The organism is Chromobacterium aquaticum, from assembly GCF_021129195.1.
GTDB lineage: Bacteria > Pseudomonadota > Gammaproteobacteria > Burkholderiales > Chromobacteriaceae > Chromobacterium > Chromobacterium aquaticum.
In genome coordinates this window covers 1-553 of the sequence record NZ_JAJOHW010000270.1, presented here as the reverse complement: position 1 = coordinate 553, position 553 = coordinate 1, and the positions used below count along the sequence as shown (strand labels likewise).

Annotated in this window: 1 protein-coding gene and 1 pseudogene; both read left to right on the top strand. The window is 75.6% G+C overall.

Features of this window, described 5'->3' with window-relative positions:
- The coding region (locus LQT98_RS23715) for a SpaN/EivJ family type III secretion system needle length determinant (RefSeq protein WP_269326142.1) at positions 1–271 on the top strand (271 nt) is incomplete at its 5' end.
- A pseudogene (locus LQT98_RS23710) lies at positions 271–553 on the top strand (hypothetical protein); the annotation flags it as partial. The gene LQT98_RS23715 and the pseudogene LQT98_RS23710, both read left to right, overlap by 1 nt.

Below are 553 nucleotides of genomic sequence, written 5' to 3'. Positions count from 1 at the left end.
GGCCCAGCCGGCCCCGTCCGCGCCCAGCGCGCCGGAGCCGGCGCAGCCGGGCCTGACTTACCGCTTCCAGCGCTGGGGCGGCGAGCACGCGGTCAATGTGCAGAGCCAGCCCGGCGGCGTGCTCAGCCTGCAGCCGTCGGACAGCCTGGTGCAGCAGCGGCTGGGCGAGCAATGGCAGTCCGGCAATCCGCAGCAATGGCAGATGGCGCGCGACGACGGCCGCGAGCAGGGCCGGCAGCAGCCGCAGCGCGATGAGGAGGAGGACGCCTGATGCTGGCGCTCAGACAAATCGACGCGCGTGAGCGCGCGTTGAGCCTCGCCGCCGCCGCCTGGCGTCGGCAAGGCTGGGACGCGGTGCTGGAAACGCCGCCGCGTGACGGCCTGTGGTTGTCGGTCAGCGACGCGGACCGGCGCTGGCAGGGCTGGCTGCACGCTCGCGCCTGGCTGGAGCACGCGGCGCCGGAGCTGGCGCGGCTGGCCTTGTCCGCCGGCGTGGAGGCGCTGGCGGCGCAGTGGCTGGCGGCGGCGGAACGGCCGCTGAGCCTGCCGATGC